Genomic DNA, 15464 nt, shown 5'->3' with positions numbered 1-15464 from the left:
ACTTAGCTGAGTTGGGTTTTTTTATCAGCTTTCCATGTTCCACGCTTATTATTTAAGCAATGTTCCACAACTTTATATCATTTTTCTTAACGATACTTCCCAAACACTTTCCACGTATTGTTATCTGCCAAAGGATCGTTATAACTATCGCTACGTTGCTTACGTGGCTTATCTCGCGCATCAACCAACTTAAAATCATCTTCCGTGCTTAACACAATACCATTCACATAAAAACGAGTACGCGTGTAATCACTTTGACCATGCTGAAAAACATAAGTTCTCAAATCAATAAACTCACGATGTGCAACTAACGCAGCCGTATCATCACTATCTAACCATTCAGACATCGCTAAAATTTGTTCAGGTTCAAATTGCCCACATTTTTCAATTAAACTTGCAATACCTCGAAAAGTTTTCGATTCTTTCGCACGTGTTTTATTAATACGAATTCGGTCTACATGAAAATAAAATAACGGCAAATTTAAGTGACTTGGCAAATGAATTTCATCAAGCACTTCATCTTCCATGAAAGGTTGAAATAAATCTTGTGCCCTTTCAATTAAGCCCGTCCATTGTTTGTAATATTCGCCTACTTCAGACTTTGTACCATAATAAATAGGCAAGCCTTCTACATTAGCTAAATTTGCAGGTGGCCAAATATTTTGGCGCAATAATGCAATGTCACTTTTTAAACTTTGAACCGCTATGGCATCTTGCATTGAATATTCCAGAATAATGCTTAGGCTATTTTTAGATTAAGCGAAAGGTTCCGTTTCTGCAAGCCTTTGCCTATAATGCAGCATCAGATTTTTATACTAGGAAAAGCTCATGGTTCAAAAGATCGAAGCGACAGATGTAACTGAAGAAGAAGCTTTGAATGCTATTTTCTTTGAACGCGCTGATGAATTTATCAAACAAGCAAATGAGTTTTGCCGTGTAGAAAAAGGAACTCAGGAAAAACCAAGTGAAAAACGTGGTCAAGTAAGCGCTGCAATGCTATTTGGTACTGCTCGTTTTAATACTTGGGTTGCTGCCAATAATTTTAAAGATGGCAACGAAATGCGTGATGCGAAAGATCAAGTAATGTCTTATATTCTTCAGCAATTCCAAATGATGTTAGAAGATAACTATGACGAATATTGTGAACAGTTCGAAAACTATTTACGTTTCCGTCATAACGAAGAGTTTCATGCAAATAAACACAACCATGATCATGACCACAAACACTAATTCACATTTGTGTTTTGAGTTATAACTCATAATAAAAAAGCCCAATTGGGCTTTTTTTATTGCTTTAAATATTGAAAATATTAAAGATTATTTAGCAGCTTTACCATATTGATCAGACATGACTTCTACAAATTGATCTAACTTAATGTATTTTTTAATTGCAGCATCTACATCTGCTTTTGTTACTTTGGCAAAGTCTTGATCTTGCTTTTCACGTGCATACAAATCTCGTCCACGTTCTAATTGTGGTGCAAGCATACTGTGAATACGGCGCTCATCTTCTAATGCAGTTACACGCTTTTTAAAGATTTCTGCTTTTGCTGCTTCAACCTCTTGCTCTGTTACACCATTTTTCAATAAGTCATTTAAAACTTTATGAACAGCTTGCGAAACTTGAGCTGCTTTACCTGCTGTGTAATTTGCGCTAATACCTAAAGCGCCACTATCATTATTATCATTAAAGTTTAATGTGCTACCAAAACCATAAACCAAAGCATTTTTTTCACGTAATTCTTGTGCCAAACGTGAAGATAACTGTGAAACACCTAAAATATTTCCAAATACCACAAGCGCAGGTCGGTCAGGATGGTCTTGACCTACAGGAAATGGCATGACACTCACATAACTACCAAATTTACGCTGTTCCGCCAGCATATGATGCTTTTGTGCAGAATATGTTGAATATGGCGTAATTAACTTTTCATACGTTTCGTTACCATTCCACTTCGAAAATTCAGCTTTTAACAACTTCTTCATTTTCTTCGCATCAAAATCTCCAGTCACAGCAATTTGTGAATGGTTCATGGCAAAAAATTGTTGATATAAAGCTTTCACCTGATCATTCGTTGCAGCTTCTAATTCCTTTTTAGCAAATTCAGGCTCAAAGTGATAACGTAAATCACCTGGTTGGAATTTTTCTAAAATACGTGTGATGGTTAAAGCAGAAACCATATCTGGTTCTGTATATGGACGGTCTAAACTTGAAAGTGATTGCGATTTAATTAAATCGAATTGTGTTTGTTCGAATTTAGGCGCTTTCATGAGTTCAATTGCGAATTTGAAAAATTCTTCAAACTTTTCTTTTTTCGCCACAACCTGAATATTTACACCATTACCGCTACCAGAAGCTGAAACACCACCACCCGCTTCAATCGATTTATCGGCAATATCTTGCAAACTGTATTTATCAGATCCACGTAGCATCAAATATGCCATTAAATCGACAACTTGCCCTTTGTTAAATAAAGATTCAGCCGTACCAAAATCTACATGAATAGTGGCATAGGTTTTATCGTCACGCGTAGACGTTGGATAAAGCGCATATTTCACGCCATTTTTAAATTCGCCACGTTCAATTTTTTGTTCAGTTGTTTCAATATGTTTTTTTGAAGCTTCTACAAAAGTACTCACTTCTTTTTTGTAGGTCGATATATCTTTTAAAGGTTCAGGCTTTTCACTCGATGCATCTAAAGTTTTTGCATTGGTTGCATTTACATCCAATTTTAATGCTTTTTTCTGATCTTCAGGCGTTGGTTGAATATCACCAATAATTCGGTTTTGAGGCGTTAAAAATGATTTGTAGACTTGATTCACTTCATCAACTTTTAAGTTTTGAACTTCTTCTAAATCTTTAAAATATTTGCTCCAGTCACCATTGTAAGCGACTGCATAATCGCCTAAACGTGAACCCAATGCAGAAGCACTATTTTTAATACTATCTGCTTGGTTAATGGTCATTTTTTTAATACGGTTTAATTCAATATCCGTAAATGGTTTATTTTGCTCTACACCATTATTTAATGCCGTTTGAACTGTTTTTTCATTATGATTTGGTGCATAAACAGCGCCCATAAATACCATATTGAAATCTTTATCTAACCATGTTGTTGCAGGAACTGCTGTTGCCGTACCAGACTCTACAATGCTTTGATACAGATGACCGCTTGGTTGCAAGGTATATAAAGTTGGAGCCATTGCCAAAGCTGTTTTTATTTTTTCATTGGCTGAAGTTAAATAAATATTATATTTGGCTAAGTCGCTTCCTTTTTGCACCACAAACGTTTTATTGGCAAATTTAGAATTATCTAATGTTGGTACCTTAGCTTGCTGTGGAATATTACGTGCAGCAATTGGACTAAATTTTTCATCAATTTGCTTTAATACTTCTGCTTTATCAAACTTACCTGAAATAATCAGCGTAGCATTATTCGGTGCATACCAATTACGATAAAAAGTATTTAGCTCGCCCATTTGAATAGTTTGTAGCTCGTTTAAATCTCCAATAGGCAAACGACCTAAATGCTGATTGCCGTAAGCTGTTTTAAATACTTGATCTATAAGTACAGCAAATGGCTGATCTAAACGAACTTCACGCTCGCGTTTTACAATTGCAATTTCAGAAGGTACAAATTTTTCTTGTAGTACCAACTTATCCATTCGCTCTGCTTCTAAATGAATAATTTCATTAATCGCATTTTTCTCAGGACGAATCACATTAATATATTTTGTTGAGTAATAATCTGTACTGGCATTATTCGACAAGGTGTATTGATTTAAACGGCGTTGAAATTCTTCGCCTTTAATATTTTGTGTACCTTTAAATGCTAAATGTTCTAATAAATGCGCAAGTCCACCTTTACCTTTAGGATCATTTAAAGAACCTGTCCGATAAATCGTACTCATATACACTTTATTTTCTTTATCATTTTCCGCAAGAACAATACGTAAACCATTATCTAATTTGTATTCTTCAATTTTTTGCTCAGTTTTTAACAGCACTGGTTGTGCAAAAACAGAAGCCCCTATTCCCAACAAAATGATGGATACAACATATTGATTAAAGCGAAAAGCCATGTTCACTCCAAAAGATTCAGTTCCTCTTATACTTAAACACAAAGGCTCAATAAAACTGGAATCTTTTAATTTTCATAGATTTAAAATTGGAAAATGGTCAGTCCATTCATCAGATTAAAATCTAATTTAGACTGACCATTAAATATAATTGTAAACGATTATCAATTATAAAAACTTGATTTTTTCATTTAAACAACAAATAAAACATGAAGTTTACTGTTTTATTTCTCCATCTTTCCGTATTGGTCTGCCATTACTTCTACAAACTGATCAAGCTTAATATATTTCTTAATTACAGCATCAACATCCGCTTTAGTGACTTTTGCCAATTGTTGGGTCTTATCAATTTGATATTTCATATCCTGATTAAACTTCAACTGCTTTGCAAATAAGTCATGCATTGCCAAGTCTATTTCATAGCGTGTTGCATCTTGCTGTAACAATGCTGCTTTAGCAAATTCAACTTCTTGCTCTGTCACACCATTCTTTAGCACATCATTTAAAACTTTATGAATCGCTTGCGAAATAAGCTTGCCATTTCCTGCTGTATAATTCGCCTCAATTGCAATTCGCCCTGCTTCATTCACTTGATTTAAATCTAGTCCAAAACCAAATGCATAGACCAAAGCATTTTTTTCACGTAACTCTTTGCCCAGTCTTGAAGACAACTGCGACTCACCCAATATATAGCTCATGACCCACATTGCAGGTGTATCTTCACTTTGCTTACTTAAAGGAATATCAATAAAGCTTTTATAAGCACCAAACTCACGTGGCTCAGCAAATAAATAATGTGATTGTGCAGTTACTGGAACATAATCATTTTCGATCAAACGAAACTCATTATGACTGCTCCAATGGCTCAATTTATTTTGCAAAATTTGCTTCGCTTGCTCATGATCAAATTTGCCTGTTAAAACTATTTCTCCCTGACTTGCAGATACATTATTTTTATAAAAATCACGCACTTTCTTTAAGGACACAGCTTTAACTTGTTTTTCAAGCAAGCTTGGACTTGGCTTATATCGTAAATCACCTTTACTATAATGATTACTCAGCTCATTAATTTTGCCTTGTGCAACCATATCAGGGGATTTATTGTCTTTCTTAATTTGATTTAATGAACGTGTTTTTACTAAATCAAATTGTTCTTTATCAAATAATGGTTTTTGAATTACATCTAAAACATAAGCAAAATAATCTAAAAATTTATCATGATCTGCCGATACTTTGACTTCAATCGAGTTTTTATCTGGAAAAATTAAAAATTCGCCATTTGCTTCAATTCCACGATCTGCAATATCTTGTAAAGACTGATCTTTCGTACCACGTGCCATTAAATATGAAACAAATTCAATCACCTGCTTTTGATTTTGCATAGTATCTTGAGTACCAAAATTCATAACAAAAGTTCCATAAGCCATATCATCAGATGTTTCTGTCGAATAAATTTTGTATTTTAAACCGTTATCTAATGAGCCACTTTGTACCTTACGCTCAGATGCAGTTAAAACGTTTTTTATACTTTTTAAATGTGCAGCACTTTCACGCTTATATACTTCAATATTTTTTAAAGGTTCTGGTTTCTGTTCCAAATCATCTTTTAATGTTTGTAGTATCAAATTTCCTTCATTTTGCTGAGATTTTATATCTGACGTAGGTGTTGGTGTAATTTCGGTCTTTATCCGATTCTCAGGCTTAAAATATGTTTTGAGTTGTTGATTTACACCATTTGCATTTAAATTTTGAATCGCCTCTCTATTTTTAAAAAAGCGTAACCAATCCCCATTATTTAAAGCAACAGACTGACTTAGGACATCCCCCATTTGACTTGCATCTTTAAAATTAGCTTCTGTCCCATTTTTAAAAAGCGTTTTTACTCGATTCAATTCAGCATCAGAAAACGGCTTAAAACTTTCCATATTGGAAATTAATTCTTTATCTATTTTTTTCACATTTTGTGAAGGTGAATAATCTACACTCACAAGCATTAAATTAAAATTCTTCGTATTCCAAGGCGAAAGCATTGCTTCATTTACAATACCTGTATCTACTATATTTTTATATAAGTGACCACTTGGCTCCATATCAAAAAGCAACGGTGCAACTTCCAATACTGGCTCAATTTTTGGGTTTCTAGGTGTCATATATAAATTAATTTTTTGGTAGCTACTACCTTTTTGAACGCTAAATGTTTGTCCTTTTACTTTAGTTAAATCAAGATCAGGCACTACAGCTTGTTCAGGAATTTTACGTGCAGGAATAGAACTGAATTTTTGATCTAAACTTTCCAAAAGTGCTCCTTTGTCGAATTTTCCTGAAATGACAAAAGTCGCATTATTGGGCGTATACCATTTACGATAGAACTCATTAAGCTCGTCCATATTAATAGATTCAAGCTCTTCTAAATCACCAATAGGCTCACGACCCAAATCTTTATTGCCATAAATGCCTTTAAAAACTTGATCAATCAAAATCGCAAATGGCTGATCAGATGTTAATTCACGCTCACGTTTTACAATTTCAATTTCTGCTGGCACAAATTTTTGCTGTAGCACCAATTTATCCATACGTTCAGCTTCTAAACGCAAAACTTCATCTATTGCTTTTTTCTCGGCACGAACTTCATTTGTATATTGAGTCACGTAATAATCTGTACTTGCATTATTGGTTAATGTGTACTGATCTAAACGCTTTTGAAAATCTTCGCCTTGAATATTCTTAGTGCCTTTAAATGCAAGATGTTCTAGCAAATGTGCCATACCGCCTTTACCATGAGGATCGTTTAACGAACCTGTTTGGTAAATCATATTCATATAAACTTTGCTTTCTTTATTATTTTCAAAAAGAATAACTTTTAAGCCATTATCGAGTTTGTATTCTTCAATATTTTTATAACTTTGTTGTAATACGGGCTTAGCAAAAACAGTTGAACTTAAACCTAAAGCCAATACAAAAATCGTTAATCTTTTGAGTTTTAATTTCATAAAAAAACCTATTTAAAATATGACGTTTTATTTTTTATCTAGCTTCTCAATATATCTTTCAGTCAAATTCCTTCTGTTAAATTTTGCAAAAAAAAGCCACCATTAACGGTAGCTTTAACTAAAAACTGAAAATTAGATAAAAATTTCTGCTTGCATATACAGTTTTGCATAACCTGAAATTTCTATTCGATCAGGTGCCTTTATTTCACAAAATAACTCTCCGCCTCGAGTTGAAGCTTGATACGCTAAAAGTTGATTTTTACCTAATTTTTCGGCCCAAATTGGAATAATAGCCGTATGAATTGATCCTGTTACAGGATCTTCATTAATTCCATTTGCAGGTGCAAAATAACGAGATACACAATCATACTTATTTGAGTTTGCTGTAATTGCAACATCAAGATATGAAGTATTCACTGAATTGGCTATTTTCATTTCGCCCAATTGTTTCAACATTTCAATATTTGGCATTTCATCTAAAATATCTTGGCTATTTTCATATTCCACAATGTAAGCTTGCTCATTTAAATACACATTTTTAAATGGTTTAGTGAAGGCTTTATCTAATAATTCTGGATAGCTTTCTAACTTTTTTGCAGGTCGAATTGGAAAATCCATAATGATTTTTCCATCATCTACTTCTGTAACAATAAAAATACCTAACTGCTTTACATGAAACTGAATTTTCTTCTTTTGCGTATAATCTTTAAATAAAACGAAGCTGCTTGCCAAGGTTGCATGACCACAAAAATCAACTTCTGTGGTGGGTGTAAACCAACGGATTTCATAATTTTCATCATCAATAATTCTTACAAATGCTGTTTCTGCCAAATTATTTTCGAAGGCAATATTTTGCATAAGTTCTTCATTTAACCAATTGTCTAAAACCAAAACCGCAGCAGAATTTCCTTTAAAAAGTTGCGTGGTAAAAGCATCGACTTGGTACATTTTCATGATGATTGCCTAATATAAATGTTGTTGTAAAATCACCATAAGCTATTTTTTTAATCAGGAAAAGTAAAAGAAATCGCTTATTTGTCAGTTATTCATTGAAATGACATTGAATTTGTTTAAACTGCCCATATAAATATGAAAACATCAATAAAATGTAGAATTTTGCTCAAATCTATTCTACATAATTAGCTTTCGCTTTATGATGTACCCTTAAAATTTGACTGGATCAATAACATGACTGCTATTGCAAACAATCTTGTGGTTTCTTTCCACTACACATTGACTAACGCAGAGGGTGAAACTCTGGACCAATCTCAAGGTGAACCACTTGCCTATTTGCACGGTGCAGGTAACATCATCCCAGGTCTTGAAAATGCACTTTTAGGCAAAACAGTTGGTGAAAAATTCACTGTTAATGTTCCTGCTGCTGAAGGTTATGGCGAATACAACCCAGACCTAGTTCAAGAAGTTCCTGCTCAAATGTTCCAAGGTGTTGATAACATCCAAGCGGGCATGCAGTTCCAAGCTCAAACTGATGATGGCGTTCAAATCGTTACTGTTAAATCTGTTGAAGGCGACAACGTAATTGTTGATGCTAACTTCCCACTTGCTGGTCAAGACTTAACTTTCGAAGTTGAAATCGTTGAAATTCGTGAAGCTTCTGCTGAAGAATTAGAACACGGTCACGTTCATGGCGCTGGCGGTCACCACCACTAAGTTGTCATTGAATAAAAAAAGGCAAAGTTTTTACTTTGCCTTTTTTGTTGTCTGTATTTTATTGAGTTAAGCTGCCTGCTCATCACGTTTAAATACAAGTTCACCTTTCAATGAACTTTCAGCATCAAAATAATAACCATCTGTATTAAATGATTTTAAATCTGCAATTTTTTCAATTTTATTTTCAATAATATAACGTGCCATTAAACCACGTGCTTTTTTCGCATAAAAGCTAATGACTTTATATTTACCATTTTTCTGGTCTAGGAAAACAGGTTTAATAATTTCAGCTTCAATTTTGCTTTCTTTTACAGATTTATAATATTCATCAGATGCAATATTTACCAAAATTTCAGAGTTCGCTTTTGCTAAATCTTCATTAATTAAATTGGTAATATTCTGCCCCCAAAATTCATACAAATTGTGTCCACGTACATTGGCAAGCTTAGTTCCCATTTCTAAACGATACGGCATCATGAGGTCTAAAGGACGTAATAATCCATATAAACCAGACAACATACGTAAATGATCTTGAGCAAAGTCTATATTTGAATCTGTAAGATTGTATGCATCTAAACCTGTATATACATCGCCTTTAAAGGCAAAAATAGCTTGGCGTGCATTTGAAAAATTAAAATCAGTTTGCCAATCTTGAAAACGATCTACATTTAATTTTGCGATTTTTTCACTCACGCTCATTAAACCTGCAATATCTGTTGCAGAGAGTTTTTTACAATCTTGAATTAATATTTCTGAGTGGTCTAAAAGCCTTGGAAGTGTAAATTGATCTGTTGGCAATGTTGTTTCGTAATCTAATGTTTTTGCGGGGGATATTAAGGCTAGCATAAAAGACCTGATCGAAAATTAACTATTCAGACTATAACAGTAGACTTTATTTAATACCAACCTGTGTTTTATATAAACATTATCGGTAAAATACAGCCCTTCTCCTGCTATATATATCTATCCTATGTCCGAAGCATTTTTCATTCAAGGCTCTGAGGGTAAAATTCAAGTTTTTGTTGATTATCCTCAAGGTGAAGTGAAAGGATTCGCTGTCGTTTGTCACCCACACCCATTGCAAGGTGGAACACCTCATCACAAAGTCCCTCATCTTTTAGCACAAATGTTCTTAGAACGTGGCTGTGTGGTTTATCGCCCTAGCTTTCGTGGTTCTGGCGAAAGTGAAGGCATGCATGATGAAGGTTTTGGTGAAACTGAAGATACGCTAGACGTTATTAAATATGCACGCTTAAAGCATATTGGCAAACCATTCTATGCGGGCGGTTTTAGCTTTGGTGCGCACGTAATGGCAAAAAGTTATGCTACTCTTCCTGTCGAGTTACAACCTGTACAAACTATTTTATGTGGTTTGCCCACTGCAACAGTTGCTGGCGTGCGTCATTATGTCACTCCTGAAATTAAAGGCGACATTTTATTTATTCATGGCGAAGGTGACGATGTAACATTGCTATCTGACATGATTGAATGGGCAAGACCTCAGCGTCATATGGTGACTGTATTACCGGGTGCAAATCACTTCTTTACAGGCTATTTGAAACATTTGCGTTTAGCCATTTCACGCTACCTTGTTTCAGCTTAATTATTACTTTTTGATTCAAGAAACCTCGCATATTGCGAGGTTTTTTATGTTCAAAATGATATCTTTATAATAAATATTACAAAATTAACTGGAAATACAAATGAATTTAGACATGCTAACAACAATAGCTCAATATAATATTTGGGCAACAGAAAAATTATGTACTGCTATTTCTCAAGTTTCTGAAGAAGACCTGCATTCAAATGTGGGCTTACCCTTTAAAAGCATTTTTGGCACACTCAATCATTTACTCGTTGGGGAACATTTTTTTTGGTATCCCCGTTTTAACACTCAAGTTATTTCTAAACCTGTACAACTAGATTCAATTGTAGAAACGAATACTCAAATGCTATTAAAGCAATTAAAAGATAAATCACATTTATGGGTAGATTTTTTAAATAAAATCGATGTTCAACTTCTCAATGGAAACTTAAGCTATACCACAACTAAAGGCATGGAATTAACGTTGCCTTATTCTGCAACACTCTTACATGTATTTAATCATGGAACACATCATAGAGGACAAATAACAGCAGCATTAACTTCTTTAGGCTACTCTTGCCCTGAACTTGATTTAGTTTATATGCTAATAGAACAACAAAAGGATTTACAAATACAAAGCTAAATTATTACTAACCTTTTTCAGTTTTTAACATCATCTCAGCTAAGGTATTTTTGCTGTTCTGCTTATATGCTTCCGCGACATTTACTTGATCGGTAACATCTCTATTTTGGCTCAGTTTAAATTTACCGACTAAACTTGAAATTTCAATACGGATCGCAGCAATTTTACTTAATTCATTTTGAATATAGTCTTTTGGCGCATCAGACATTTTCCAAGGCTTTGGCTGATTACTTTCATGCTGTCGCGTTAATCTTGCCAAAATACCTCTTAAAACTTTTTCATCTTCAATGATTTCAGCCATTCCTTTGGCATGTATAACCACATAATTCCATGTAGGAACAGCTTTGTGATGTTCAAACTTTCCAACATACCAATTTGGCGATACATATGCATGATCAATGCTAAAAACAACCAAAACATTTTGTGACTGTTTTAGCTGTGCATATAACGGATTTTCTTTTGCAATATGAGCATATAAAGAATGTGACTTTTCATCATATTCAAATGGAAGATGGTTTGCATCCAACTCACCATCTGTATGTAGAATTAAACATCCTAAAGCATGTTTTTGAATTAATTCAGTTAAAACCTCTATTCTTGTTTCTTCAAAAACTTTAGGTATATACATTCAGTTTAGTGCCCCATTTTTAAAATTTTAAAAGTAATTAAGGATTTTTCCATTCAAATTCACTTAAAGATTCATGATCTTTTAAAGTACTTTCTACAGCTTGTGCCAATTGATTTAATAAACTTTGTTCTGTAATTCGGTCTAACCAATCTTGATTTTCATCTGGATAAGAAGATATTTCACATACTAAATGACCATCTTCACTACGAGATTCACAGCTTACAGAAAGTGGCAATGCATGATCATCTACACTTACAGCCACTTGCGCCCCACTTTGCGATAAAGTTTCAAAACCATGATTGACCAATTCATGTGCGAGTAAATCGGCAACATAAGTTTGAACTTCACTAAAATCTTTTAGTTGATTTTTTATTTCACGATTCGCCACAAATTTTAGTTTACGCATTACACTACCTAAAGGCTTTATTGTTGTATGGTTTTAGCATAAGCAATAAAAACAAAACAGCCAAGCATTTGCTTGGCTGTTTTTAGTTAAAATTTAATGATTTTTACGATGATGTTTTATTCAGTGACTTGAATTGCAAGACCTGCTTCTGTTGCAAGTTCTGTAAACGTTGGGAAACTTGTCGCAACTGTTTCAGTACCTACAATTTTAATTTCACCAGAAGTACGTAAACCTGCCATAGAGAAGCTCATCGCAATACGGTGGTCATGATGAGATTCAATTTCACCACCTGTAAAAATAGCATCCCACTTGCCAGACTTACCTTTACCTTCAATAATGATGCCATCATCTGTAGGTGTGCAATCTATCCCCATAATTTTCAAGCCATCTGCCATCACTTGAATACGGTCAGATTCTTTTACGCGAAGTTCAGCAGCACCTGTAAGTACAGTTTGTCCTTCTGCACATGCAGCAGCAATAAACAATGCAGGGAATTCATCAATCGCTAAAGGCACTTGGTCTTCAGGCATATGAATGCCTTTTAATGTACGTGAACCACGAATACGAATATCTGCAATTGGCTCACCACCTGCAATACGTTCATTTTCAACTGAAATATCTGCACCCATTTGTTTCAGAATTTCAACTACACCTGTACGTGTTGGGTTAATGCCCACAGCTTCAAGTGTTACATCTGAACCTTCTGTAATTGCAGCACCCACCATAAAGAACGCAGCAGATGAAATATCTGATGGTACTTGAATTTCAGTTGCAGTTAACTTACCGCCACCTTGAAGTGAAATGCGGTTGCCTTCCGTTTTAACTTCATAACCAAATGCACGAAGCATACGTTCTGAATGATCACGTGTTGGCTCTGGCTCTGTCACAGAAGTTTCACCTTCCGCCCATAAACCTGCAAGTAAAATACCCGATTTAACTTGCGCAGAAGCCATTGGTAAGTCGTAATGAATACCTTTTAGCTTTTGATTTCCTGTAATTGAAATAGGTGGTGTGCCACGGTCACCCGTAGTTTGTAATAAAGCACCCATTTCACGTAAAGGTTTTGCAATACGTTCCATTGGACGTTTTGTAAGTGATGCATCACCTGTCATTACAGAATCAAATTTTTGCGCAGACAACATACCCGAAAGTAAACGCATAGATGTGCCTGAGTTACCCATATAGAGCTCGCTTGCAGGTGCTTTTAAACCATGCATACCAACACCATGAATAGTCACTTCACCATTCTTAGGACCTTCAATGCTCACCCCCATGTCACGGAAAGCTTGTAAGGTTGCAAGTGCATCTTCACCTTCAAGGAAACCTGTTACATGCGTTGTACCTTCTGCAATAGCACCAAACATAATAGAACGGTGTGACACAGATTTGTCGCCTGGCACGCTAAATTTACCTTGGAAATTTTTCTTGCCTGGTAATATTGTAAATTGCTGTGTCGTCACTTTGTTTTTCTCCATCAAGGGTCTATTCGCGAGCATATGATTAAAATGCTGTCGCGCAGCCTGCGCATGTCCTAACAAGCCCATTAGAGCTTGAGAGTTTTCATCTTCAATTAGTTTACGGATAACTGCCAATTGTTTTTCAAAGCCATCTACGGCATTTAAAATTGCTTTTTTATTGGCAAAAAATATGTCATGCCACATTTGTGGATCGCTTGCCGCAATTCTTGAAAAATCACGAAATCCACCGGCAGCATAGCGGAAAATATCTAGGTTATCTTCTCGGTTCGCAAGTTGCTCGACCAAGTTAAATGCCATTAAATGCGGAAGATGACTTGTATGTGCAAGCACTTCATCGTGCTTTTCTACATCCATACAAATCACTTCTGCTTTAGATGCTTGCCACAGTTGAATAAGCTTTTGAATTGCCCAATCTGCGCTACTTGGAAGTGGTGTTAAAATCACTTTATGGTGCGCAAATAAATCGACTTTACCTGCATGTACGCCTGTATGTTCTGAACCTGCAATAGGATGTCCCGGCACAAAACCTTCTGGTAATGCATCGCCATACACCGCTTTTGCTGCTTCAACCACATTTGCCTTGGTACTACCTACATCGGTAATAATTGTTTTTTCAGACAAATACGGCTGAATAATTTCAAGTACTTTTTGTGTTGCACGCACAGGCAAAGCTAAAACAACTAAATCTGCACCTTGAACCGCATCAATAGGGTTTGTATAACCTTCTTGAATTAAACCAAGTGCTTTTGCATCATCTAAAGTTTTTTGAGAACGTGTAGATGCAACAATTTGATTTGCTAATTTTTCAGCAATAATGACACGTGCAAGACTTGAGCCAATCAGCCCAAGTCCAATGAACGCAACTTTTTCAAACAGTGGCAAAGACATATTTTACGCTGTAGCCTCTAAATTCAAGACTTTAGCCAATGCTGTTAAGAATTTAGCATTTTCAGCTTCTGTACCAATAGACACACGAAGATGATTTGCAATTCCAACAGGACGAACAATTACGCCTTGCTTTAATAATGCATTAAATGTTTGTGCAGGATCTGCCTGAACATCAACCAAAATAAAGTTTGCACGTGAAGGTACATAATTTAAACCTAAAGCTTTAAATCCTGCTTCAAGTTGCGCCATACCTGCTTTGTTTACAACACGTGATTTTTCAATAAAGTCTTCATCTTTTAACGCAGCAACTGCAGCAACCATTGCTAAATGATTCACGTTAAACGGTTGACGAATACGGTTTAAGAAATCTGTTACTTCTACAGAAGCTAAAGCAAAACCAACACGAAGCGCAGCTAAGCCAAAGCATTTTGACATTGTACGGCTAATGATAAGGTTCGGGTATTGTGCAAGGAACTTCAAACTATTGAAGTTTTCAGGATAATATTCCACATAAGCTTCATCTAGAACAACAATCACATTTGCAGGAACTTTCTGCATGAATGCTTCAAATTCAGCTTCTTCAAACCAAGTCCCTGTCGGGTTATTTGGGTTAGCGATGAAAATTAATTTTGTGTTTGCTTTAACAGCAGCAGCCATTGCTTCTAAATCGTGTGAAAAGCCTTTTGCAGGAACTTCAATTGCTTCTGCATTAATTGCTTGAGTCACAAGTGCATAAACTGCAAATGCATGTTGGCTATAAACAACAGAATCTTTCTCTGATACAAATGCACGTGCAAAAATTTCTAATAAGTCATTTGAACCATTACCTAAAGTAATTTGGTTATGTGCAACGCCAAATTGCTGCTGAATTTGGTCTTTTAAAATAAAACCACCACCATCTGGATAACGACCAATTTCAGCAAGTTCAGCAGCAACTGCTTCTTTCACTTTATCAGAACAACCCAATGGGTTTTCATTTGACGCTAATTTGACAATATCCGTAATTCCCAACTCACGCTCAAGCTCACTAATAGGCTTACCAGGCTGATATGGGTTTAACTTTGCAATGCCTTCATTGGCTGGAACAAACGTCAT

The 15464-nt window shown here is 35.2% G+C and carries 13 protein-coding genes; 4 read left to right on the top strand and 9 right to left on the bottom strand.

The window, feature by feature from the left end; translation table 11 throughout:
- Positions 1–86: 86 nt before the first annotated feature.
- Positions 87–719 carry a hypothetical protein gene (locus SKM54_RS08110; protein WP_321095095.1) on the bottom strand — a complete coding sequence of 211 codons (633 nt, stop codon included), beginning with the start codon at positions 717–719 and terminating at the stop codon, positions 87–89.
- Positions 720–828: 109 nt separating this feature from the next.
- On the opposite strand from SKM54_RS08110, the gene SKM54_RS08105 reads away from it, so the two are divergent.
- The gene (locus SKM54_RS08105; RefSeq protein WP_154772407.1) at positions 829–1230 is read left to right on the top strand and encodes a DUF3144 domain-containing protein; all 402 of its coding nucleotides are present in this window, start codon (positions 829–831) and stop codon (positions 1228–1230) included.
- 87 nt (positions 1231–1317) lie between these two features.
- Here SKM54_RS08105 and SKM54_RS08100 read toward each other — a convergent pair whose 3' ends face one another.
- From SKM54_RS08100 to SKM54_RS08090, 3 genes are all read right to left on the bottom strand, one after another.
- Positions 1318–4083 carry a M16 family metallopeptidase gene (locus SKM54_RS08100; protein ID WP_321095094.1) on the bottom strand — a complete coding sequence of 922 codons (2766 nt, stop codon included), beginning with the start codon at positions 4081–4083 and terminating at the stop codon, positions 1318–1320.
- 221 nt (positions 4084–4304) lie between these two features.
- Positions 4305–7070 (bottom strand): M16 family metallopeptidase, encoded by a 2766-nt coding sequence (locus SKM54_RS08095; protein ID WP_321095093.1) that lies wholly within the window; start codon positions 7068–7070, stop codon positions 4305–4307.
- A gap of 132 nt (positions 7071–7202) precedes the next feature.
- Complete coding sequence (locus SKM54_RS08090) at positions 7203–8024, bottom strand: PhzF family phenazine biosynthesis protein (protein ID WP_321095091.1); 822 nt, start codon at positions 8022–8024, stop codon at positions 7203–7205.
- Positions 8025–8258: 234 nt separating this feature from the next.
- On the opposite strand from SKM54_RS08090, the gene SKM54_RS08085 reads away from it, so the two are divergent.
- Positions 8259–8741: an FKBP-type peptidyl-prolyl cis-trans isomerase gene (locus tag SKM54_RS08085; protein WP_154772411.1), complete on the top strand. Its 483-nt coding sequence runs from the start codon at positions 8259–8261 to the stop codon at positions 8739–8741.
- 66 nt (positions 8742–8807) lie between these two features.
- Here the strand turns inward: SKM54_RS08085 and yaaA are convergent, their stop codons facing one another.
- Entirely contained in the window at positions 8808–9587 is a 780-nt protein-coding gene (yaaA, locus tag SKM54_RS08080) for a peroxide stress protein YaaA (protein WP_321086994.1), read from the bottom strand.
- Positions 9588–9711: 124 nt separating this feature from the next.
- Between yaaA and SKM54_RS08075 the strand changes: the two genes are divergently transcribed.
- Together SKM54_RS08075 and SKM54_RS08070 are read left to right on the top strand one after the other, a co-directional pair.
- The gene (locus SKM54_RS08075; RefSeq protein WP_248102740.1) at positions 9712–10344 is read left to right on the top strand and encodes an alpha/beta hydrolase; all 633 of its coding nucleotides are present in this window, start codon (positions 9712–9714) and stop codon (positions 10342–10344) included.
- Positions 10345–10444: 100 nt separating this feature from the next.
- Positions 10445–10969, top strand: coding sequence for a DinB family protein (locus tag SKM54_RS08070; protein WP_321095090.1), 525 nt, complete (start codon positions 10445–10447; stop codon positions 10967–10969).
- Positions 10970–10976: 7 nt separating this feature from the next.
- On the opposite strand, the gene SKM54_RS08065 is transcribed toward SKM54_RS08070, so the two are convergent.
- From SKM54_RS08065 to hisC, 4 genes are all read right to left on the bottom strand, one after another.
- A complete protein-coding gene (locus SKM54_RS08065; RefSeq protein WP_321095089.1) occupies positions 10977–11597 on the bottom strand; it encodes an FMN-binding negative transcriptional regulator in 621 nt (206 codons plus the stop codon).
- Positions 11598–11634: 37 nt separating this feature from the next.
- Positions 11635–12003, bottom strand: a complete 369-nt coding sequence (locus SKM54_RS08060; RefSeq protein WP_154772415.1) for a hypothetical protein — start codon at positions 12001–12003, stop codon at positions 11635–11637.
- A 116-nt stretch (positions 12004–12119) separates the two neighbouring features.
- The gene (locus SKM54_RS08055; RefSeq protein WP_321095088.1) at positions 12120–14369 is read right to left on the bottom strand and encodes a bifunctional prephenate dehydrogenase/3-phosphoshikimate 1-carboxyvinyltransferase; all 2250 of its coding nucleotides are present in this window, start codon (positions 14367–14369) and stop codon (positions 12120–12122) included.
- Positions 14370–14372: 3 nt separating this feature from the next.
- Positions 14373–15464, bottom strand: coding sequence for a histidinol-phosphate transaminase (hisC, locus tag SKM54_RS08050; protein WP_321095087.1), 1092 nt, complete (start codon positions 15462–15464; stop codon positions 14373–14375).

The organism is Acinetobacter faecalis, assembly GCF_034187745.1.
In the GTDB taxonomy this organism is placed as follows: Bacteria; Pseudomonadota; Gammaproteobacteria; order Pseudomonadales; family Moraxellaceae; genus Acinetobacter; species Acinetobacter faecalis.
This window is presented reverse-complemented; position numbering and strand designations above follow the sequence as displayed.

What these genes read in the sequence shown, in the direction of transcription:
- SKM54_RS08060 (WP_154772415.1), bottom strand. Translation starts at nt 12,003, where the DNA reads ATGCGTAAACTAAAATTTGTGGCGAATCGTGAAATAAAAAATCAACTA.
- SKM54_RS08075 (WP_248102740.1), top strand. Translation starts at nt 9,712, where the DNA reads ATGTCCGAAGCATTTTTCATTCAAGGCTCTGAGGGTAAAATTCAAGTT.
- SKM54_RS08065 (WP_321095089.1), bottom strand. Translation starts at nt 11,597, where the DNA reads ATGTATATACCTAAAGTTTTTGAAGAAACAAGAATAGAGGTTTTAACT.
- yaaA (WP_321086994.1), bottom strand. Translation starts at nt 9,587, where the DNA reads ATGCTAGCCTTAATATCCCCCGCAAAAACATTAGATTACGAAACAACA.
- SKM54_RS08110 (WP_321095095.1), bottom strand. Translation starts at nt 719, where the DNA reads ATGCAAGATGCCATAGCGGTTCAAAGTTTAAAAAGTGACATTGCATTA.
- SKM54_RS08095 (WP_321095093.1), bottom strand. Translation starts at nt 7,070, where the DNA reads ATGAAATTAAAACTCAAAAGATTAACGATTTTTGTATTGGCTTTAGGT.
- SKM54_RS08090 (WP_321095091.1), bottom strand. Translation starts at nt 8,024, where the DNA reads ATGAAAATGTACCAAGTCGATGCTTTTACCACGCAACTTTTTAAAGGA.
- SKM54_RS08070 (WP_321095090.1), top strand. Translation starts at nt 10,445, where the DNA reads ATGAATTTAGACATGCTAACAACAATAGCTCAATATAATATTTGGGCA.
- SKM54_RS08085 (WP_154772411.1), top strand. Translation starts at nt 8,259, where the DNA reads ATGACTGCTATTGCAAACAATCTTGTGGTTTCTTTCCACTACACATTG.
- SKM54_RS08105 (WP_154772407.1), top strand. Translation starts at nt 829, where the DNA reads ATGGTTCAAAAGATCGAAGCGACAGATGTAACTGAAGAAGAAGCTTTG.
- hisC (WP_321095087.1), bottom strand. Translation starts at nt 15,464, where the DNA reads ATGACGTTTGTTCCAGCCAATGAAGGCATTGCAAAGTTAAACCCATAT.
- SKM54_RS08100 (WP_321095094.1), bottom strand. Translation starts at nt 4,083, where the DNA reads ATGGCTTTTCGCTTTAATCAATATGTTGTATCCATCATTTTGTTGGGA.
- SKM54_RS08055 (WP_321095088.1), bottom strand. Translation starts at nt 14,369, where the DNA reads ATGTCTTTGCCACTGTTTGAAAAAGTTGCGTTCATTGGACTTGGGCTG.